We start from the raw sequence: 22,143 nt of genomic DNA on the forward strand, positions 1-22,143 counted from the left end.
TCGCCACTTAAAAATCGTCTTCTAATACAATTTCACTACCGAAGCAGGTCTACGGATACTAAATATGCATGTGTATGAGGAAAATCAGAGCGCAGTTATTGAAATGCAAAAAGGAAAACAAGTATTTTACAAAAAAATAAAGCTTTAAAAAACAAGAAGTCCGCAAGTAGCGGACTTCTTTCTATTATTCTCCTGAACACTACTAATTCTTTACCACTTTTGCCTGAACGTAACTTGTTCCGTTCTTTATGTACAAGATATAGGTTCCTGCCGATAGATCACGGATATCAAACATCCATTGCGAAGAACCTGCTTGTGCTTTCCATGTTTCTTTTAATTGAATTTTCTTTCCGGAATTGTCTATCAGGAAGATTTCACTGTTTTCCTGAAACGGGAAACTGATATTCAAAAACAAGTTTTCAGAAGCCGGATTCGGGAAAAGACTAAGAATAACCGGCATGTCCTCATTCAAACCTGCTGTACTAGGAGGGATATAAGGATAATAAGGACAATTCGGCGTTTGAAATCCTTGGATCGAATTCCGCGGAAGACTCGCTGCGTTCACCAATTCCAGATTCCGGGACAAATGAGTTGTTTTAAACGATTTTGCATAAGAGAATCCCGAGTTTCTGCTATCAATCGTATTCACGTAATACCAGTCTGCCTGCGTTCTTACTTTATTAATATCCAACATCACAAATCCATGAGCAGACAATTCTGCATATTTAATATGTGAATTTGCCAACATCAAAGCCGATGCCCCACCCGGAATATTCATACCGGGAGAAGTAACACTTGGTGCAACAAACTCAACTCCTGCCGAACCACTTCCTGTTGAACCGTTATAACTCGATCCCGGAATATCATTTGCCCATGAGGAATGAATATCACCTGTAATAACCACTACATCTTTGATATTATAAGTCAAAATATGGTTTAGAACCCGATTTCTTTCTGCCGGATAGCCATCCCATTGATCACCATTCAACGCTGCACCAAATAAGGTTAATGGCGCTATCATCACCTGTTGAGCAATCACCTTCCATTGTTCTGTGCTTTGAGAAAGACGATTTCCCAACCATGTGAACTGATCTGCTCCCAATAATTGCCTGCTAGTTGCAGTAACTGTTGTTCCACTTGTTCCAGCCTGAACATCTCTTCCATGTAAACGGGTATCCAGCATAATCAAATCTACCAGATCTCCGTATTTAATCTCTCGGAAAATCTGATAAGGATCAGTAGTTCCCGTAACACGAATAGGCAACCATTCAAAAAAAGCCTGTTTAGCTGAAGCTTTCCGTGCAGTAAAACTTCCTTCATTTGTCTGGTGATTTTCAGCACCATTCATCCATGCATCATTTGCAGTCTCATGGTCATCCCAAACAACGATCATCGGGAATTGTTGATGCAAATCACGTAAGTCATCATCCAGTCGATAGGTGGAATAACGCGCTCGATAATCCGATAAGGAAAGAATTTCATTGGCAGGTTCCCATTGTCTATTTACCGTCGGATTGGGAGAGTATCCCCCTGATTCGTATTCATAGATATAATCCCCCAAACAAATGACCGCATCAAAATCGTTTCGTTCCTTCAAAGCTGCGAAGACATTGAAATAACCTGCTTCAAAATTTGCACAAGATACCACTGCAAAGCGCAAGCTGTCACAATCTCCAATAGGAGCTGTTCGCGTTCTTCCGATAACACTTTTCAAAGTGTCGGATTTAAATTGATAATAATACGTTGTATTCGGCTGCAATCCTGTCGGATCCACTTTCACCGTGTAATCCTTTGACTGGTCTGTCAATACCACACCGCTTTGCATTCCAATTGTAAATGAAGAATCCTTTGCAATTTTCCACTCTACAATCTGAGGCAAATTACTTCCATTCTCGGGAGTAATTCGTGTCCACAAAATAACACGATCCGACAAAGGATCTCCGGAAGCAACTCCATGATAAAACGGTTTTAAACACGCATTTACCGATTTTGGATTATGTTGACTGATTCCCACAAATGGAAGCCCCAACAAAATCAAGCAAGTTGAAATGATTTGCTTCATTAGTTCTTAATTAGTTTTTTCACAATCGAATTTCCTTCCCAGTTAAGGAATAACTGATAAGTTCCTGAAGACAAATTTTCCAACGAAATAGTGATCGGATCTGAAGATAAACTATGTAGATTTGAATAGACTGTTCTTCCTGAAAGATCAATTAGTCTTACTTCTGCGTTTTCAATCAATGAGCTTGTTGTCAAGGATACTTGATCAGTAGTCGGATTCGGATAAATATCCAATTTGTAACTAGAAGCCAATTCCATTACCGATAACTCACTACAGCCAAGGAAGTAAGTCCCGTTACCTGCAGAACCATTCCCTGTTCCGGCAGTCAGTGCTGTTGTAGGGTTTATTACTGCTGCAGAACAAATCGGAACGAACACTTTGATACGACCGCCACCACCAGCTCCACCTGGTTGTCCGGGATTTCCATTATTTGAAGTCAAAGACTGTGATCCACAAAAAGTAGCTGAGTAGTTACAAGAAACGCCATTTCCACGCGCTCCTCCATCACCTCCATTTCCACCTTTTACGGAAAGAGTTCCTGTAATTGATGCATTGGAATCTGCAAAAAGAAGAATTCCACCACCGGATCCACCACCTGCTCCTCCTGCACCACCTGAACCGGTAGAAAGCGTTGCTTCACCACAATCATCACATCCGTCCGAACAACATTTAGCTGTTGCACCGCCGTTACCGCCGTCGCCACCTGCCTGACCGTTTGCACCATCTACCGAAATCGTTCCGGAGACTTCCAAATCAGTTGAAGCGCGCAGAATGACAGAACCACCGCCATTTCCTCCGTTTCCACCTCCTAATCCGATATCAAAAGATCTTCCACCTCCTCCGGCTCCGGTTCCTCCGGAACCTAGTTGGATATCCATTCCGGAAAGTGTTCCATATACAGCGCCAGCAGATCCGCTAGCACCACCTGTTCCACCTTGTACCGGATAAGCAGAAGAAACACTCAATCCGCTTGCTACATAATCAGATGATCCGGCTCCACCATTTCCTCCGGTGCTACCCGCACCGCCATAACTTGCTCCGGCACCACCACCGGCACCACCAGAACCGGCAATCATTCCCGGCTCATCAGATGAATTTAAACAAATTTGCTTCGGACCTGATCCAATTCCTCCTGCTAAAGATGCAGCAGATGCGCCCGGACCAGAACCTGGTAAACCGGACTCTCCTCCACTTAACTGGACCAATCCTGTATTATCCTTATTAGAACATGAATTAATTGCCGTCTGGTCGCCCGTCAAACTGTTCACGCTTTGTCCAGGTGCTCCTCCAGTACCTCCGGGAAATCCAGCATAGTCGCCATTGATCGACCCATCAATCACAATTTCAGATGCGATTATTTCCAAAGAACCACAAGAATTCGTTGAATAGGGTTGTACAAAAACAGTCGTTCCTGTTGTTACCTGGAACTTACCTGTAATTCGATATACTCCCGACATAAAAGTGGAACTACTAACGATCATATTACCTGAAACGTCTGTCGTATCGCATTGAGCTGTTACTGTTTGTGCAAAGACAATACAAAGCCCTAAAAGCATTTTATTTTGAATCATTATTCTATTTTGTTAATGTAAAAACTTGAGAAAAACGGTGTTTTCAGAATCACTTACCCGTAAGAGATAAGTACCTGAAACCAGGCTATCCGCTTGTATGAGCAATAGCTTATCGGAATTATTATCCATTTTTTGTGAATAAACCAACTGTCCTTGGACAGACCACACCTCAATACTTATTTCATTGCCATTAAATCCGGACCATTGAACCGGAATATATTGGTCATCTTGCCAGGAATTGGTCCAAACTTTCGGAGTAAGTGTTGATTGATCTGCAATTCCAGCAGTACCCGGGCAATTAATCGAATTATCCAATTCCACATAAAAGGTATCTACAATACAACCGTTCGTATCACTAGCCAGATACATCGTGGAATGGGTAATCAAAACCGACAGTGAATCTGCGATTATCTGAGATGGCTGCCACAAAACCTTTCCGGGAAAAGAAGGTTTCAGGTTAAGCATTTCATTCGGACATGCTACGATATGTTGTGTCGTACCAGCATTTTTTATGATGGAAAATTGATCGAGAACCGCACCTGTAGTGGAGACGAATTGAGCATCCAATCGATTTTTGTGGATGGTCAGACTTAAACTTCCCATGTTATCGTGATCTGCATAACTGCAAACCGGGTGAGGCCAACTTGAAGATACCGAACTTAATTTTCCTGAACTTCCAACCACTGCATATACCGTTCCCTGATGTGCTTTGGTGTAAGTGGTTTCTTTCTCATACGGACAATCATCCAAGCGACCACCGGAGCCATCGTCCTTCAGCATTTGTTGAGTCAATGTTCCGGAAGTTCCATAATGCGAATCAATTAAATAACTGCGTTCGTAAGAATGACTGTGTCCATTCAAAACCAAATCAACACCATATTGCTCCAGGATGGGAATAATGTTTTCACGCATGTCTTCACATTCTCCATCTATGAATATGGGATTATCTGAATCATGGCTTCCTTTGGTATATGGAGGGTGATGCCAATATGCAACAAGCCAATCTGCAGTTGTTTGCTGTAAATCAGAAACAAGCCACTGAGCCATCGGACCAGTTCCGGAACGATCTTCATCATAACTATCCAACACAATGAAATGGATATTTCCATAATTGTAGGAATAGTATTTCTCTGTTCCTGAAGCAACACCTCCTGCTTCCCCATTGGTTGGCAGATTAAAAATATCGAAGTATGCCGGAGATGGTGAAAAAGGAATATGGTTATTATAGTCGTGATTTCCCAAAGCAGGCCAACACACCGTTTTTGAAATGAGATCCGAATACATTTGACTGAACAAAGCGGTTTGGTAACAACTTTGTGTTCCGTCACTGATCCCGTTTCCATAGGCATTATCACCTAACATAATCCAACCGTCTACATGTTGATTTTCATTGTAGATGAGATAACCATCACGAACTGCTCGCTGATTCCCATCCGACATACCCGCATCACCAATTGCCCAAAAACGGTATTGATCCTTACTGCCTTCAACAGGACTTGTTTTGAAATATTGGTTATTGCTTGAAGGTATTAAGACGTTGGAGGAAGTACCGATCGAATAATAATATTTTGTTTGTGGAACCAATCCGGTGATTTGAACAGCATGTTCAGTAGTATATGGAAAAACAGAAGCCGACAAATTCAGGTTATTCGGATTTGCACCGTAGCGTACTTTTGAATCACATGGAATATCTGTCTGCCAACGAACAATCATTGAACCGGAAGTTCCCGAATTGAGGTAAGGTTCTCTCGTAACCTGAATGACCTGATTGTTTTGAGAACCGTTTAGTGATAGATTGAAACTGATATCCGAACTACTTGCCTCATCCTGATGGATTTCAACTGCAATCAGATTATTCCCATTGGTAAGAAGTCCGGGGCTAAAAGCAAAATCATAGTAAGTGTCTTCTGAACCAAATGCAACGGTTGAAGAAGCAAGGGTTTGATACGAAATGGATCCACCGGGCATATTTGTTCGGAATACTTCTGTTCCATTGATGTATACAACTGCCCCGTCATCTCTTCGAATAGCGCCCAATATCTCCTGGAATTGAGATGGATTTGAAACAAAAAAGACTTTTCGGAAGTAAGTTGTTATATGCTTATTATTGGAATTGGAACCATAAGAAACGACTGTTTGTTCGTCTCCATCACCATATCCCAACTCTGCCAATCCGGATACCCAAGAGTTATCGCTAAATGCGGGATCCTTCCAGGACGAACCTAAATCCGATCCGGTATCATTGTACTTCCAGGTACTCCCTGCAGGCAATATGGTCTGTCCTTTTACAAAACATATGTTTGAAATCAGAACAAGTAGTAGTAGTAGTTTTTTCATGGTATTTTTTGACACCACAAAGAAACATCAACGTTTTAAACGGATTATTGTCAGCTCATTAAATAACCATCCGACAATTAAAAGCAATTGTTAAATCAGTATAAGTATTAAGTTAACCCGTATTTTCCCAAAAATCAAACCCTTGTTTCGAACAGGTAAAAACAAAAGGAGTCCGTCAATTGACGAACTCCCTTCTATTCTATTCGATTTTATCCGAAGTGCCTGATGATTTCGGTTTTATTTCAGGTTTTGTTTTCCTTTCGACTTCCTGAGTTGGTGTCTTTTTTTCCGGATCCATCATTTCCATCAATTTCAGGCCTAAAAGTCCGTCCATTGCTGAACCACCATTTTGTCCGTTTCCTCCAATCAGGACATCCGGGATCAATTTGATGTTTCCTTTCGATAATTCTTCCGTGATTTTGTATCGTGTAAAGTTTTCACCGCCCAGTGCTTTCACCGCCAATTCATAAGCTTCCGCAGTGGATTTACCAATCGCTAAAATCTTACTTGCTTCCGCAGAACCGGTTTTCGAAATACGCTCAGCTTCCGCATCTGCTTTCAATTTCACAGCTTCCGAATCCGCTTTTGCACGAGCCCGTGTTGCTTCCGCTTCTGCGATAGCACGCATTTTGGTTGCTTCTGCCTCTGCTCCCACTGCCAGTTTCACTCCGGACGCATCTCCTTCGGCTTTCTTCACGGTTGCATTTGCCGTGCGTTCCGCGATTTCAACACTTTGTTGCGCTTTTACGATATCTTTTTGCATATCTGCAATAGCAGTTTCCTTTTCCATCCCCTGACGCGTTTCCTGCGCTTGCTTTTGGGTTTCATAAGTCACTTTTTGCTCTTCTGCAATCTTACGGTCTGTTAATGTCTTCATCAATGATTCCGGTGGAACGATGTCACCGATTAAGGTATCCACCGCATTCACGTTGTACTCATCCAACACTTTCTTGATGTGTGCTTTTGCAGATTCCTGGCGTTCTTTACGTGATGATAAGAATGCAATCACATCACTATCCTGCGCCGAGTTGCGGAAGTAGTTACCAATAGTCGGTTCCAATACTTGTGTCACCAGGTTCACCATGTTTCCAAAACGCGCAATCACTTTTGGAGCTTCTGTGGTCGGCACGTGAATAATCTGCGAAACGTCGAGATTGAATGGGAAACCATCTTTCGAACGAACCGTGATCGTAGATAAGTTCTTATCCAGATTATGGGATTCGCTGCGCGCTTGCGCCCAGTTCAACACCAGGTTCGTTGTAGGAACCAATTCCACTTTCATGATGTATTTGTTCACCGGATATTTCCCTGGACCAAATGGTTCAGACCAAACTCCTTTGCTTCCTTTTTCAACGATGTTTCCATGTTTGAAATCCAACCCTGTAATATCTTTCCCATCCTGACCGATGTAAGAGATAACGACTCCCACATATCCGATTGGAATTTCGGTCATTGGTGTTTCTTCGACCTGTAAGGCCCATGGATTCAAGTTGTAAGATCCCGCCAAAATAACACTCGGCTGCAATCCGCGATTTCCACCATTCTTCAGGAATGTATCAAAATCCTGAAAATTATTGTGTTCTTCTACCGCTTTCCCCGCAATTTCACCCGAATCAATCGGTTTACCATCCAAGGTAGTTACAATCCCAACCATACTCTCCTGAATTCGGACCATATCCGTAATGGAAACCTGGAACAACATCGTGTTGATACGATACGACCCTGCAGTGATGTAATTCGTTTGCCGACCGCGCTGCCCATTATTCGTTAAGAACATATTCGCATCCTGGAAGTTGTCACATTCCACTTTTCTACCTAAGATATTCCCTGTTGGAATTTCCGCACCATCCTTGGAAAGCACCAACCCGATTTTTCCTTCGGGAATAACGGTAAACTGTTCCATCGTGATTTCGTACTGCCAAACCCACATTCCGAAATACAATCCCGGAGCCAATGTTTTAGCTTGAAAACCGGCTTCTCCGTTCGTTGCGACTATACGACCATCCGGAAGCTCCTTGTTTGCTCCGAACAGAACGAATTTCTTCGTAACCAATCCGATTTTATCTTCCGGAACGATGACCATTCCGAATAGGAATCGCAAAATAAATTTGTAGAGGATCAAACAGATTACAATCAATCCGATCCACCAATAACTAAGTAACATTTCTTTCATAGGTTTCTGTTGTTTAATTTAAAAGTGTGGCACGTCACTTGCCGTTTCAAATTTAGAAGAATATAAGTTCAAAACTCCCAGTCGGATCCATTTTTTCGAATGCACGCAAACCTGTATCAAAAGTTCTTGCAATCGATATGAATCCCGACTTGGGAGCGCCGTTGGCGGCAGGTTGACAAAACGGATTCAAATACCCTGCAGGCACGATCCATTTGGTCAAACTGCTTTGACTTATTATTTCTTCTAATGTTGATTCACTTCAGCATCGTACTGTCCGCCTTTGCAGACAAATAGTTCTATTCCGATAGGAAGCTTGAGGGAAGTGGCCTGATTTCCGGTGGGCTGTATCGCGAATGTGACATTCACGAGGTAAATGTATATATCCTGCACTATTCCGGAAGATATTTAGGAAATATTTACTTAAAATCTGTTATTTATTTGATGAACCTCAACTGCTTTTCCAAGCCATTTTCACCGGAAACACGAGCAATATAGCACCCTTTCGGAAGATTGGAGATATCCAGATCCTGCGAACCCTCCATGGTCTTTTTTTGGAGCATCTGTCCTGACAAAGAATACAGATTAAGATCCCAAACAGCATCCTGATCCGTTTTGACCGAAAGTGTATTTTCACCACTTAGCCACATCGAAATCTCATTCGTGATTTCAGGAAGATCAAGTGGAGTTTCAGGAATTGGTGGATCCTGGAATTTTACACGAATGAAATAGGTATGATCTTTCCGGATTCTAAAGAAACATTCACTAGTTATCACTCCTGTCTGGGATAAATTAAAATAACCAGGGGAATAATATCCTGCATAAGCAATGGGAAACGGGATTCCTTCCAAAACAGTTACTAGATGATTCACTACCGCAGTATCTACACCAAAGCACATACCGTCTGCAATCCATCCGGCAGAATACAAGAGCGAATCACCAAACGGCAGGGTGATCTCATAAATCAAGGAATCAGATAAAGCTGTGGAATCTACCTGAAAATTCCCGTAGTATAATGGATTATTGAAACTAAATCCCTCCAGGTAAAAATGATCGTTTGAACTATTCACTTCTCCATTGTCATGGAACAATTGAACAGAAGCAGAACAAATTCCTTTTTTCTCCTGAGAGAATCCAGCTAATGAAGTGATAATAAAGGCGGTTAAAAGTAATCGTTTCATGAAGCCAAAACGACAAAAAATCGGAATTCGTATAATTCAATTGAATTTTCATTAAATTCCTCGCTAAATACTTGTTTGAAATCAAAAGGAAAATAAATCCAACCATTTATTAATTCTGAATCATTAAATAAAATCGTCTGAATATGAAAAACTCGTTACTCGCAATCATCCTATTTTTATCTTATTCCGGTTGGGGACAAAACTATAAACCCATCCCTGAAACGGATGCAACCTGGATCCAAGCCGAGTTTTTATATTACATCGGACATGAGCACACAACTATTACTTCTGTTCTCTATACCCAAAATGATACTGTAATTAACGGGATTTCCTACTGCAAATTAGGCAGCCATGGCTTCGCTGATTGGGTTGACAATTGGGGTTCACAGCAAAATCAAACTTCAGGAACTAACGTTCTATCCTACTCAACCGGTTGTTTCCGTCAAGACACCCTACTGAAAAAAGTCTTTTTGTGGAATAGCTCTACTCAAACGGATGAATTACTCTACGATTTTGGCAACCTGATTGTCGGGCAACCTTATCCGGCAACCATCACCAATATCAATTATCCGTACCTGCTTGTTATGGCAAGTGATTCTGTTCAGTTAATGGATGGGAACTACTACAAACGTTGGGTACTTGGAACAAATTCTTCCGATTCTGCTTACGTTTCTGTTATTGAAGGAGTTGGTGGAACGAATGGCTTTACTTCATTAATTTATCCCGTATTTGAGCAATCTTCGGGTTTACTTTGCCATAAAACAAATACACAACATATCTATGAAAACTGGGTATCAAACCCCATTCCCCCTCGCTATTCGGAAGAATGTTCCCAAACACTTTCCATTCATCAGATAACAGAATCCGATCTTGAGATTTATCCAAATCCTACCAACTCTGCCATTTCCATACAAACAGATAAGGTCATCCAAAGTATTGAACTTTGCAATTTAAACGGGCAACTACTTTTCATTGAAAAGACTTCTTCCGGTGAAAAGAACCTAAACCTGGATTTAAGTAAATTAGAAACTGGAACTTACATCCTCAAAATTGTATTATCAGACGATTCCCTTGTTATGGAAAGAGTTCAATTAATAAAATAAATCCGGAACGGAAAAGCCGACAGTCTGCTTCTGATCATCAGTAAACTCCTCCCCATGTACGCGAATTCCACTGGGGTTTTGATTCGAAACGAGGTAATTTGAATGGTGCCTGTTTCAAGCCAGCTGTGTCGGTTAGGGTTTTCAAAAAGAGAATGATATTTTCCTGTTCATAATCCGATAATTGCAAGGAATCAAAAGGCAGGGTTTGATTTGGAACGGGATATTTGAATCCCTCACCTCCTCCTTTCTGATAGAATTGAAGTACTTGCTTTAAATCGGTGTAGATTCCATTGTGCATATATGGAGCTGTCAGTTCGCTATTCCGAACAGTTGGGGTTTTGAAAGCGTACATCTGCTTCTGAACTTTTGTAACCAAATAACGTCCTTTATCCGGATCCAAACCCTTGTTTTCATTGGTTGCAGGAGTTCCCAATATTTCATATTCCGAATCCATAAAATAAGGCGGAACTGTTCCATTAAATACCGGAAAAAAATGACAAGAACCGCATAAGGCTTTTCCTGCAAACAAATTATATCCGTTGATTTCCCGTTGATTCAAGGATTTCTTGTCTCCGGCAAGATAACGATCAAAACGGCTATTCATTGCAATCAAAGATTTTTCATATTCACTGATTGCTTTGGAAATGGCATATTCCGAAATGGCAGCATCTTTCTGAGTGGTAAATGCCGCTTTGAATAAAGCGCTATATTCTTCACTTTGCCGCAGTTTTAAGACCACCTCTTCCAACTTGCTTCCCATTTCCTTCTCATTATGCACCACATCCCGGATTTGCTGCTCCAGTTGATATGCTTTCCCATCATAAAAAAATGCCTTTTGATACAAGGTGTTGATCAGACTTGGAGCATTCCGATCTAAAAATCCATCTCTATTGAATGCCTGACTCGTTCTTAATCCATCCGTAAATGCTTTATCCGGTTGATGACAACTGCTACAGGCGCGTTCATTATTGGCAGACAGAATCGGATCGTAAAAAAGCAATTTTCCCAAACTGGCTTGTCTTTCCAAATCGGATTGATCGGAGTAATAAATAGAAAAGAACTGCGGATTCAATGTTTCCGGAGAAAAGAGCCGTTCTGAATTCAATTTCAAAGCTTGTTTGTGTTCAGACCAAGGAAGACCTAAAGCACGATGCAAATGAACCAGGTTCCGGTTCACATCTTCCAATTCAACCGAAATGAAGTCCAATCGGTTAAAGGAATCAAAATCGCTATTTTTTTGAAGTGTTTTTTGCGCATCCTGAATACTTTTCAAAACAGACTTGAATGCCTTTGAAGCTTCCGGGTTGTTTCCGATTTCCGATTTAAAACATCTAACAATTTGTTGCATGGAAGTAAAATTCCAATCTACTTCCTGCAAATTCGTTTTGGTAAACGTCGCGTCATACCCATTCAAATTCATCGAAGCGATCCGCACCAATTGCAATTGGAGCATTTCCAGATACAAGTGTTTACCTAACTGAATCGTTGCATATCCATTCTTCAATTCCTGAAATACTTCGATTAACTGAACCACTTCTTTCTCCAAATCCGAAATGATCAATTCGTCTCCTGAAAAAAGTTGTTCTTCTATCTTTTGGAAACCACATGGATCTACAACAAACCCTTCTTCATATTCCGCAAATTTCGGAACCAGAGCCCCATTGATTTTATACTTTGCCTGGATGGGCGAAACATGTTCTACAAAAAACTCGATGTGTTTGTAGTACTCACGTGCTTTGAAATAATGTGCCTTGCATTTCTCCACCGTTTGGATTTCTTCCCGAAAACCCTTCAGTTCATTGATTAAACCATTCAGTTCCTCATCAATGTAACCGATAAATGAATAATTTGTGGAAACGACGACTGCTTCCGATTCACGAACACTCATGATTGATCCCACAAAAGCAAACAATAGGACAACTAAAAAAATGGAAAACCGTGTCTTCATTAATTACCAAAGGAACCAAGAGACTTTATCTTTTTAGCAGTGTTAATATTAAATCACCTATTTACTATATTAAACTTTTAATAACTGAACCTGACACTTAGATGAAGCGATGTTAAATTTAGATGACGGAATATTCTTTTCCTGAAGTCCGGAGTTTACAAACTTTTGGGTATTTTTCCAACCAAATGCAAGAACGGGCATTTTATAATCAAGACTTAAACTTATGCTGCTGAAATCAATCCCAATCCTTCTCTTTCTTTTTCCAGGGGCAAGTTGTTACTCTCAATCCAGAGATCATTTTCTGGAGGAACAACCGAACAATAAAAATTTCCATTATCGAAATTACCGGTTCAAAGTTGGGGTTACAGATATCTTTAGAGGAAATCTCGCTTTCTATTATGAACAATTACTGAATGAACGGATGAGCCTGGAATTCGGCGCCGGTTTAACGTTTGATGATCTCTATGCGATTAACTATTGGAAAGGAGAACAGTATGTCAGAAGACATAAACCCGAAGATACCCGGTATAGTTTTTCATTCGCATTCCGTTTCTTGCCTATTAGAAAATTAGATTTTTTCTTTATAGGACTAGGGATAAATCATCGGCGCTACTACAATGCAGATAAAGACGCCATCTTTGATTATAATGGTGTTTGGATCGGTTCCAATCGCAACGAATTTTCTTACAAGGTAGAAGCCGGGTGTTTCTTTAATTTGGGGAGACACTTCTGCGTGGATTACTATATTGGCTGCGGTCTTTTCACCAGCTATGACAGATGGAATTTTATGTATTACTCAACAACATTATCAGGCAAAACATTCAAAGGAGGGCATGAAACGGTTACAAGAGGAAGTCTCTTTGTCGGTTTACGCGTTGGTATTTGATAAAAAAACAAAATCCCGACTTTCAAAAGAAAATCGGGATCTCAAATCTATTCTTAGACTATTAACCGTTCAATGCCTCCGCACCACCAACGATCTCTAAGATTTCGTTTGTAATGGCAGCCTGACGTGCTTTGTTGTAACTTAATTTTAAGCTTTTTTGCAATTCCTTCGCGTTATCTGTTGCTTTGTGCATTGCAGTCATACGCGCTCCATGTTCTGATGCATTGGAATCTAACAATGCTTTGAACAATTGGATCTTCAATGATTTCGGAATTAACTCGTCTACGATCTCTTCTTTCGAAGGTTCGAAGATGTAATCTCCGGCTTGTTTATCCTCTTTCTGTTCTGTCGGAACGATTGGCAACAATTGTTCTTCCTTCACTGCCTGAGATGCAGCATTGATGAAGCTATTGTAAATCACAACCACTTTATCAAACTTCTTATCCAAGAATGCATTCATTGCATATTCAGCGATGAAAGAAACATTTCCAAAAGACAAGTTCGCGAAGATATCTTCTGAAATTCCGGTTCCGGAAATATCAAAATACATGTCTGAACGCTTGAATGCATCTTTCGCTTTCTTTCCTAAACAAAGAAGGCTAACATTTGCATTCGAATAATCTTCAGTGATTGCCAGGTTCACTCGTTTGATGATGTTGTTGTTGAAACCACCACACAATCCACGATTGGAAGTAATAGCAATGATCAATACCTTTTCAACCGGGCGGGCAGCAGCCAATGCATTTTCTGAAATATCTAACGAAGCAGTCAAATTACCTAAAATCTCTTGCAATTTCTCAGCATACGGACGCATTTGCGTAATTGCATCTTGCGCACGCTTTAACTTTGCTGCAGAAACCATTTTCATTGCAGACGTAATCTGCATAGTAGATCCTACTGAAGTAATTCGATTTCGTATTTCCTTTAAATTAGCCATAACTATAATTTAGAATTGAAAAGGGGCTTAGACTGCGCTCAGCCACCTTTTCAATTTTCAATTCTTAATTAATATTTTGAAGCGATCTCTTTCGCAACTTTTCCTAAAAGATCTGTATCAGCATCTTCGTATTTTCCAGCTTTCAAGCGAACTAAAACATCTGAATGTTTCGCCTCTAAGAAATCCAAATATTCTTTTTCGAATTCTTTTACTTTGTTCACCGGAACGTTTTGCATCAATCCTTTTGTACCCACGTAGATGATTGCAATTTGCTTCTCAACCGGGTATGGATCTCCTTCGCGTTGTTTCAAGATTTCCAAGTTACGTGCACCTTTGTCCAAAACGGATTTAGTAGCTGCATCCAAATCAGAACCGAACTTAGCGAACGCTTCCAATTCACGGTATTGAGCCTGATCCAATTTCAAGGTACCTGCAACTTTCTTCATGGATTTAATTTGCGCGTTACCACCTACACGAGATACCGAGATACCTACGTTAATTGCAGGACGAATACCAGCGTTGAATAAATCACCTTCCAAGAAGATCTGACCATCCGTAATCGAAATTACGTTTGTAGGAATGTACGCAGAAACGTCACCCGCTTGTGTTTCGATAATTGGAAGTGCAGTCAATGAACCACCACCTTTTATGATTCCTTTTAAAGACTCAGGAAGATCATTCATTTGTTTTGCGATGTTATCATCAGCGATGATTTTCGCAGCACGCTCTAATAAACGAGAGTGAAGGTAGAAAACGTCACCTGGGTAAGCCTCACGGCCCGGAGGACGACGTAACAACAAGGAAACCTCACGGTAAGCTACCGCTTGTTTCGATAAATCATCAAATACGATCAATGCAGGACGTCCTGAATCACGGAAGAACTCACCAATTGCAGCACCAGTCATTGGAGCATAAAATTGCATTGGAGCCGGATCAGAAGCATTTGCAGCAACAATCACCGTGTAAGCCATTGCACCTGCATCCTCCAATTTCTTAACTATTCCTGCAACCGTTGAACCTTTTTGTCCTATTGCTACATAGATACAGAAAACCGGTTCTCCACGGTCATAAAATTCTTTTTGGTTGATGATCGCATCGATCGCAACAGTTGTTTTTCCTGTTTGACGGTCACCAATGATCAACTCACGTTGTCCACGTCCGATCGGAATCATCGCATCGATTGCCTTGATACCTGTTTGAAGAGGTTCAGTAACCGGTTGACGGAAGATAACCCCCGGAGCTTTACGCTCGATTGGCATTTCGTACAATTGACCGGTGATTGGTCCTTTACCGTCGATTGGGTTACCAATAGTATCCACAACACGACCAACCATTCCTTCACCAACGTTTACAGAAGCAATGCGGTTTAAGCGTTTTACCGTATCTCCTTCTTTCACTCCGGAAGAACGACCCAATAATACTACCCCCACGTTATCTTCTTCCAAGTTCAAAGCGATTCCTTGAAGAGCTCCTTCGAACTCAACCAATTCACCGTATTGAACACCTTTCAATCCGTAAACGCGAGCGATACCATCACCGATCTGTAATACTGTACCTACTTCTTGCAATTCAGCTTCCGAACGGAAACCTGCCAATTGCTCTCTTAAAATCGCAGAAACTTCTGCTGGTTTAACATCTGCCATGTTTTTCTTTTTTAATGAGAAAATTGCTTTTGCTTTCTCAGTGCATCAGCTTGTGAGCTTACTTTAACTTGCACTTGACCAATCATCAGCTTGTGAGCTGATTGATTAAATCGAAAGCTGCGCTTTCTCTTATCTTGTTAAACGTTGTTTTAACTTATTAATTTGCGATGCAACGGATGCATCAATTTGAGTGTCTCCCATACGAACGATAAAACCTCCGATCAAATCTGTATCTATTTTCTCAGTCAACTCCACAGTACCTGTAATGGAAGCCTGAATTTTAGAAACGATTTCTTTCTTCACTTTATCATCCAATTTCTGAGCACTGATCAATGTAACCGGAACAATTCTTTTATGCGCCTTCAAAAGTACATCAAATGAACTTGCTATTTGAGACAAATATGCCTCACGACCATTTTTAACGATCAAATCAACAAACAAATTGGTCAATTGGTCAAACTGGTCAAATATTGCATTCAATACGGCCAGCTTTTTATCTGCCTTCACAACCGGGCTTTGAAGCATATTCTCCAATTCCGGATTTTCAGCACAAACAGTTGCCATGTATTTCATATCTGCCGCAACAGCATCGAGCTTGTTCTGTTCAATCGCAAGATCCAACAAAGCTTGTGCGTAACGGGAAGCTGATTTCGAAATCTTCATTTCTATCGATTAGTTCAAGTTAATATCACCTGCCATTTTCTCAGCCAACGCTTTTTGCTTCTCATCGGAAGATAACTCTCCACGAATGATTTTCTCAGCGATTTCCAACGAGATTGCAGCAACCTGATTTTTCAATTCAGCAATTGCAGCCGTTTTCTCCGTATTAATTGTTGCACGAGCCGACTCAACGATCTTGTTTGCTTCCGCTTTAGCATCCGCTTTCGCTTTCTCCACCATTCCGGTTGCAACTTCTTTTGCATCCTTCACGATTGCATCACGTTCAGCACGAGCTTCTTTCAACAAATTCTCATTTGCAGCTTGCAATGCATGCATTTCAGCTTTTGTCTTTTCAGCCAATTCCAATGCATCTGTAATCTTTTGCTCACGCGCATTGACAGAAGACAAGATTGGTTTCCAGATGAATTTCGTTAAGATAATCATCAAAAAGACAAATACTAAACCTGTCCAAAATAAAAGACCTAAGTCTGGTGTAATTAATTTCATGCTGTATAATTAAATTTCAATTTTAAAAAAGGGATGTCTCGATCCGGAACCAACCGTTCCAAATCGAGACAAATCAATTACAAACCTAAGAAACCTACAACAACTCCGAAAAGTGCTACCCCTTCGATCAACGCTGCTGCAATAATCATAGCTGTTTGAATTTTTCCAGAAGCTTCAGGTTGGCGAGCGATTGCGTCCATTGCTGAACCACCGATTTTACCAATTCCTAATCCTGCGCCTAATACTGCAAGACCTGCTCCGATTGCTGCTACTCCAGTCATATCTATTATTTATTGAAATGAATACAAATTAATGATGCGCCTCTTCTACAGCTGCACCGATAAACAATGATGACAACATTGCAAACAAGAATGCTTGTAAGAATGCTACCAACAACTCTAACACAGAGATAAACAATGACATTGGCACTGATAAACCTCCCCACCAAGCATTTTCATTGATGAAAATAATCCCGATGAATGCCAATACGATTACGTGACCTGCAGTCATATTTGCAAACAAACGAATCATCAATGCGAATGGCTTCGTTAAAACTCCCAACAATTCAATTGGCATCATGAAAATCTTCATTGGAACCGGAACTCCTGGCATCCAAAAGATGTGCCCCCAGTAATTTTTATTTCCAGAAAAAATTGTCACTACCAATGTTGCAACTGCCAAGAATAAAGTAACTGTAATATTACCTGTTAAATTCGCTCCTCCCGGAAGGAATGGAACTAATCCCAATAAGTTATTAATGAAAATAAAAAAGAAGATCGTCAATAAATACGGAACATATTTCTTGTACTTGTGCTCTCCGATATTTGCTTTTGCAATATCATCACGAACCATTACGATTAACACTTCCAAATACTTTGCAATTCCTTTAGGAGCAACCGCACCGTGTTTTTTATAGAAACGAGCCACATTACTTAGGATCAACAAAATCAAGATTGCCCCCATAAATAAGGAAAGCACATTTTTAGTAATTGAAAAATCAAGCGGGGATTTTGCATCTACAACAGCTCCATTCTTAATTTCCAATTTACCACTCTCACCCAACTTGTAAATTTCTTCCTCGAACATAGCATACCCTGCAGCAGGACCAACTCCTAACACATATTCCGCATGTTCATTTTTAGCAGCATCCATTGTATGAACTGCTTCTCCGTGATAAAAATGTTTGGATGAAAATGTTTTCAAACCACCATCCATCAAGATAATTGGAAGATAGATTGAAACCCCGTCGTGATGACCTCCCCACAAATGCCATTCGTGCGCATCAGAAATGTGGTGCATGATCATATTTCCTACGTGAAACTTCTCCACTTTCTCCACTTCATGAACTGAAGCAAAGGACGTTGAAAAAATCAGTATTGCTACCAGTAAAGAGAAAAATCGTTTTGCACTGAAAATTAATGACATCGCTTATTTATATTTAGATAAAACCCTAAATTTTGGCGCAAAGGTAGTGAATCTTTCAGAAAGACCAAGAAAAAATTACAAACAAATTCTTTTTTACCGCATTCATGGGATATAAAAATACATTGACCAAAAAAAATGGTTTTCAGCAGCTTATTCCAAAGTGGATTCAGGATAAGAAACTTAACAGGTATCAATCTCTAGCCAGATTTAATAAGCGACTAAAAACAGGCTGCTTTTTTACTGAAAAGTAACGGATTTATGATTTTCTAACCTTTAACAGCATCCAAGCCGCCTGAGTGAAAAGCATGATTACAAAGAAGCTCATGAAATACCACACAAACTCCTTAAAGGAATCTTTCCAAGCGTATTTCGCTATCAGAACAAAGAACAAAACGAAGATCATCTGAACGGTAGTTCCGAGAATAAATCGTTGAGCTCTCGTTTCAGCAGGTGCATTCGATCCTGACATCATGATTGCAGTACTGGAAAAAAAGATTATTAGAAGTGCACTAATCCCAGCAATGTGAATTTTGGGAATTACCCATTGCCACCTTAATCCCACCAATACAAAGTAGGCAGCGGCTATTACAATTAAACTCAAAAAGGCACCTAGGCGTTTATTCATCTTCTTTTTCTTTAGAGATATTGATCACTTCTTTAATGATTATATACATGGAAGCAAGAACTCCGGTAAGCGTACAAATCAAAGTATACATATTACCCCCGGGGTTGAATTTTTTATCCAGCCAAATCCCCAAAAATGTCATGGCTACAATGGTTCCTGCCATTTGAAATGCAGCACCAGTTAGACGGACATAGTTTTTAACTTGTTTTTTCGGCTTGTCTTCCGGTTTTTCTTCCATGATGCGCTTATTTGAATCAATACTTCTCGTCAAAGAACAACTGGTATTCTTCCAGTTTGCTTGTTTCAAATAAGGTAAGTAAATTTTTCTCGGAAATAAATAAAATTTTCATTTTTTGCATATCCAATAAATGGTTACGCGTCCGTTTATACATGGAAACATAGGATGCCGCCTCGATTTCATCCTTAAACTGTTTCAAGAGGATGACGTTCTGCTCTTTCAGGACTTTGGAGGTCACGTTTAAACGAAGTTTCCCGTAATATTCCTTGTTGAAATCCACCACACGCGTTTTCGCAACTATGTTATTGATCTTATCGGTCAAGAAAATCAGCACAAACATCGGCTCATTCTCTACATACTTGTAAATACTTTTATCCGCAAAGTCAACCGGTTCGTTTTTCGAATACCCGTTCAGGATGATCTTTTTCATTTCCTCCGCCTTTGCAGCTTCCGGTGTTTTCGGATAAAGCGCAATCAAGGTATCCAGGGTTGGTAAAACAACGCGTTTATCCTCGTTCATTTTTGCTTGCGCCATTGCTTTAAGCAGGATATACTTACTTCTATATGGGTTGTCTTTTTCGTCATTGATCACCCCGTTCGCTTTCATGATCACCGGATAATACAAACCTCTCTCGTAGCGATCCAAATCTGTCAAATAAGCTTCCTGAGTGAGTTTCTCACGTTCTTTCTTCTTCAGGAAATAATCCGGATCTCTCAGATAACCCGCATAATCGGATGTCGGATAATTGATCAGGATATAATCTTTTTGCTCCACAGCAGCCTGATCTTCCGGGCTGTGTAAGCGATAAATCTGATAAGCCGCCAACAACTTCATATCGTGGTTGAAATCCTGTCCCAACATGGTTCGGTATTGTTGTTCAGCAAGCGCCGATTCATTCAATTGCTCATTGTAAATCCCACCTGCATCGAAATAAGCATTCATCATGCGATTCCTTGAAGCTAGAAGTGCTGAATCCGACAATGGAAGTTTTGCAACCAACATTTCCGGTGTCAACGAATCCAATGCGGTTTCAGTTGATGGTGTTGTATTCTCAACTGTTTCACTGGAATCCGATGGATCCGTAAAACTTGCAAAAACCACCTTGTCCGAGCGTCTCCAATCATCCTCGTTGGAACGCTGTCCCCATTGTTTTTTAAACTCTTCGAACCCTTCCGTTTTCGCTTTGTCATTATTCCAATAGAATTTGGATCCATTGCCATTGGAAGGTTTCTTCAATTGAATTTCTTGCAAAGCCGCCAAGCGAATTGCGTCCTGTCTTTTGCGCTCTTCCTCGTCTTTCTTCATTTTCTTGATCACTCCTTCTGCGAAAGCAAGCTGATCTGAAGGTGACAGTTTCGCGATTTGCTGAACACTATCCTCGTATTGAGCCGTTTCAATTGCCTTTACCAAACTTTGCAATTTGGAAGCCTTGTTTTGAATCGCTTCGTAATTCGGATAGGTCTCCGGAATTACTTTCGCGCAGCTGTCATAGTACTTTTGGGCTCTTAAATAATCCTTTTTTGCAAAACTCATATCTCCCAAACGCTCAAATGCCATTCCTTTCTGACGCACGTTGGTGGTGGAATAAAAAGCCGATTTGGTGTAATTCGCTTTTGCATTTTCCTCGTTCGCTTCCTGCTGATCCATTTTACCCAAGGTATAATAGATCTGATCTTTGAATTCTGCATTCTTGGTATCGCGAAGCATTTTCTTCAAACTCTTGCGTACTTTCTCCCCACCGGCATTCAAGGCATTCTTCAAGTTTGCATTGAAACTCATTTCATAACCGGCATTGTATTTCTTCACGCGATTGTAATGATAAGCAGCCTTTCCTCTGTCGCCCGCGTTCTCATATAATTGACCGAGAATAAAATTGATCCGTGCTTTGTCTTTTGATTTTTTAGCGTATTCCAGAGCTTTGGTCAATGCTTTGATCTCCCCTTCGGAATCTTTTCTCTTTTCAGCAAACATAGCTTTCGTAATCGCTAAATCATATCTGAGTTTTTTTGGAAAGGGAGGGATTTCCTTCTCTTTTTTATTCTTGCTTTTCTTTTTAGCCTTCGACGATTTGGAGCTTTTTCCTTTTGGATCTTTGGAGTCTCCGTTTTCCATAGACTCTTGTGCTTTCTCCAGGTTGGTGATTGCAAAATTCGCTTCCGTAAACTTCCCTTGCTCCATGTAAGTTCTTGCCATCCACATTTCTGCTACATAGGCTGACTTATCCGAAGAGAAAAACTTCTTGGTGTATTCGAAATTCTTGAATGCCAGATCGTAATCACGTCTGTAGAAATTGGCAATCCCAATCGTGATCCAGTTTTCATCGATCCAACGGTTGTGCTCTTCTTTCTTGGAAGCAGGTTTTTCCATGGAAGGCATGGCATGTCTTTGGATCACCTTCGTACATTTTGCAATCGCTGTATCGATAGGGGAATACATGTTTTTCACTTCCTCTTCACTAGGCAATTGCAGAATTGGAAGCACATTGTAGTAATCTTCTTTTTGATTTTCGCGATACGTTTTCATTGCTTCTTCCAGCAAGTCGTTCGCATTAAAGTAACCGTTATAGTGTGCGGTAGTGCCATGATAAGCCCTACTAAGCATGGTATTCTTCTCAGTAGAACATGCCCATATAAAGGAAAGAATCCCTAAGTAAATTAAAATATGTAATTTCTTCATTCGAATGAAAAATCTGCGCCGATGTGATTAACGATTAACTAAGAAAAGGCAAATATATTGTTTTGTTTATCAAATCGATTCCAAATCTGGTAATTAGATGATGTATTAGGCTAAAAAACAGGTATTGTGATTTCCTTGGAGACAAAGTTACATCTATCACAATCTCTAACAAA

General features: G+C 40.4%; 17 protein-coding genes. 2 read left to right on the forward strand and 15 right to left on the reverse strand.

The window, feature by feature from the left end; translation table 11 throughout:
• Positions 1 to 202: 202 nt before the first annotated feature.
• The 5 genes from AAG807_RS00050 to AAG807_RS00070 all read right to left on the reverse strand — a co-directional run bounded on the left by AAG807_RS00050 (position 203) and on the right by AAG807_RS00070 (position 9,321).
• Positions 203 to 2,062 (reverse strand): alkaline phosphatase D family protein, encoded by a 1,860-nt coding sequence (locus AAG807_RS00050; protein WP_341899648.1) that lies wholly within the window; start codon positions 2,060 to 2,062, stop codon positions 203 to 205.
• Positions 2,062 to 3,633 (reverse strand): T9SS type A sorting domain-containing protein, encoded by a 1,572-nt coding sequence (locus AAG807_RS00055; protein ID WP_341899650.1) that lies wholly within the window; start codon positions 3,631 to 3,633, stop codon positions 2,062 to 2,064. The genes AAG807_RS00050 and AAG807_RS00055 overlap by 1 nt, the downstream gene beginning before the upstream one ends.
• Positions 3,634 to 3,645: 12 nt before the next feature.
• The gene (locus AAG807_RS00060; protein ID WP_341899651.1) at positions 3,646 to 5,970 is read right to left on the reverse strand and encodes a metallophosphoesterase; all 2,325 of its coding nucleotides are present in this window, start codon (positions 5,968 to 5,970) and stop codon (positions 3,646 to 3,648) included.
• 199 nt (positions 5,971 to 6,169) lie between these two features.
• On the reverse strand, positions 6,170 to 8,143 hold the full coding sequence (locus AAG807_RS00065) for an SPFH domain-containing protein (RefSeq protein WP_341899653.1): 1,974 nt from the start codon (positions 8,141 to 8,143) through the stop codon (positions 6,170 to 6,172).
• A gap of 434 nt (positions 8,144 to 8,577) precedes the next feature.
• Positions 8,578 to 9,321, reverse strand: coding sequence for a T9SS type A sorting domain-containing protein (locus tag AAG807_RS00070; protein WP_341899655.1), 744 nt, complete (start codon positions 9,319 to 9,321; stop codon positions 8,578 to 8,580).
• Positions 9,322 to 9,464: 143 nt separating this feature from the next.
• On the opposite strand from AAG807_RS00070, the gene AAG807_RS00075 reads away from it, so the two are divergent.
• A complete protein-coding gene (locus AAG807_RS00075; RefSeq protein ID WP_341899656.1) occupies positions 9,465 to 10,424 on the forward strand; it encodes a T9SS type A sorting domain-containing protein in 960 nt (319 codons plus the stop codon).
• A 37-nt stretch (positions 10,425 to 10,461) separates the two neighbouring features.
• Here the strand turns inward: AAG807_RS00075 and AAG807_RS00080 are convergent, their stop codons facing one another.
• A complete protein-coding gene (locus tag AAG807_RS00080; RefSeq protein WP_341899658.1) occupies positions 10,462 to 12,312 on the reverse strand; it encodes a cytochrome c peroxidase in 1,851 nt (616 codons plus the stop codon).
• 283 nt (positions 12,313 to 12,595) lie between these two features.
• Between AAG807_RS00080 and AAG807_RS00085 the strand changes: the two genes are divergently transcribed.
• The gene (locus AAG807_RS00085; RefSeq protein WP_341899660.1) at positions 12,596 to 13,258 is read left to right on the forward strand and encodes a hypothetical protein; all 663 of its coding nucleotides are present in this window, start codon (positions 12,596 to 12,598) and stop codon (positions 13,256 to 13,258) included.
• 61 nt (positions 13,259 to 13,319) lie between these two features.
• Here the strand turns inward: AAG807_RS00085 and atpG are convergent, their stop codons facing one another.
• The 9 genes from atpG to AAG807_RS00130 all read right to left on the reverse strand — a co-directional run bounded on the left by atpG (position 13,320) and on the right by AAG807_RS00130 (position 21,970).
• Complete coding sequence (atpG, locus tag AAG807_RS00090) at positions 13,320 to 14,195, reverse strand: ATP synthase F1 subunit gamma (RefSeq protein ID WP_341899661.1); 876 nt, start codon at positions 14,193 to 14,195, stop codon at positions 13,320 to 13,322.
• 68 nt (positions 14,196 to 14,263) lie between these two features.
• Positions 14,264 to 15,838: a F0F1 ATP synthase subunit alpha gene (atpA, locus tag AAG807_RS00095; RefSeq protein WP_341899663.1), complete on the reverse strand. Its 1,575-nt coding sequence runs from the start codon at positions 15,836 to 15,838 to the stop codon at positions 14,264 to 14,266.
• 129 nt (positions 15,839 to 15,967) lie between these two features.
• Complete coding sequence (gene atpH, locus AAG807_RS00100; RefSeq protein ID WP_341899665.1) at positions 15,968 to 16,501, reverse strand: ATP synthase F1 subunit delta; 534 nt, start codon at positions 16,499 to 16,501, stop codon at positions 15,968 to 15,970.
• A gap of 9 nt (positions 16,502 to 16,510) precedes the next feature.
• The gene (locus AAG807_RS00105; protein WP_341899666.1) at positions 16,511 to 17,005 is read right to left on the reverse strand and encodes a F0F1 ATP synthase subunit B; all 495 of its coding nucleotides are present in this window, start codon (positions 17,003 to 17,005) and stop codon (positions 16,511 to 16,513) included.
• A gap of 77 nt (positions 17,006 to 17,082) precedes the next feature.
• Positions 17,083 to 17,286, reverse strand: a complete 204-nt coding sequence (gene atpE / locus AAG807_RS00110; protein WP_341899668.1) for an ATP synthase F0 subunit C — start codon at positions 17,284 to 17,286, stop codon at positions 17,083 to 17,085.
• 28 nt (positions 17,287 to 17,314) lie between these two features.
• The gene (gene atpB, locus AAG807_RS00115) at positions 17,315 to 18,430 is read right to left on the reverse strand and encodes a F0F1 ATP synthase subunit A (RefSeq protein ID WP_341899669.1); all 1,116 of its coding nucleotides are present in this window, start codon (positions 18,428 to 18,430) and stop codon (positions 17,315 to 17,317) included.
• A gap of 256 nt (positions 18,431 to 18,686) precedes the next feature.
• A complete protein-coding gene (locus tag AAG807_RS00120; RefSeq protein WP_341899671.1) occupies positions 18,687 to 19,055 on the reverse strand; it encodes a hypothetical protein in 369 nt (122 codons plus the stop codon).
• A complete protein-coding gene (locus AAG807_RS00125; RefSeq protein WP_341899672.1) occupies positions 19,048 to 19,293 on the reverse strand; it encodes an AtpZ/AtpI family protein in 246 nt (81 codons plus the stop codon). The genes AAG807_RS00120 and AAG807_RS00125 overlap by 8 nt, the downstream gene beginning before the upstream one ends.
• Positions 19,294 to 19,309: 16 nt before the next feature.
• Positions 19,310 to 21,970 (reverse strand): hypothetical protein, encoded by a 2,661-nt coding sequence (locus AAG807_RS00130; protein WP_341899673.1) that lies wholly within the window; start codon positions 21,968 to 21,970, stop codon positions 19,310 to 19,312.
• Positions 21,971 to 22,143: the final 173 nt, after the last annotated feature.

Origin of the sequence: Fluviicola taffensis DSM 16823, assembly GCF_943372375.1 — a bacterium.
Lineage (GTDB): Bacteria > Bacteroidota > Bacteroidia > Flavobacteriales_D > Crocinitomicaceae > Fluviicola > Fluviicola taffensis_A.